At 56.9% G+C, this 225-nt stretch carries 1 rRNA gene; it reads left to right on the top strand.

Annotated features, from left to right (window positions below):
- Nucleotides 1-225 (top strand): 23S ribosomal RNA (locus C486_RS21860); the annotation flags it as partial.

Here is a 225-nt window from a genome sequence, read left to right as displayed (position 1 = left end):
ACAGGGAAATAGGTTAATATTCCTATGCCAGTGTGCACTCAAAGCCGACGCTTTGGGGCCGCCTGAGCTGGGCCTTCGCCCAGTCGAACAGTCGAAATTCGTGGAAGCCGTAATGGCACGAAGCGAACGAATGGCTGGATCGCGCAAGTCAGGCCAACCTAGAGCCCGTGAAAAGGCGAGCACACTGTCCGTACCGAGATCCGACACAGGTACTCATGGCGGCGA

This window comes from Natrinema gari JCM 14663, assembly GCF_000337175.1.
Classification (GTDB): Archaea; Halobacteriota; Halobacteria; order Halobacteriales; family Natrialbaceae; genus Natrinema; species Natrinema gari.
This window is presented reverse-complemented; position numbering and strand designations above follow the sequence as displayed.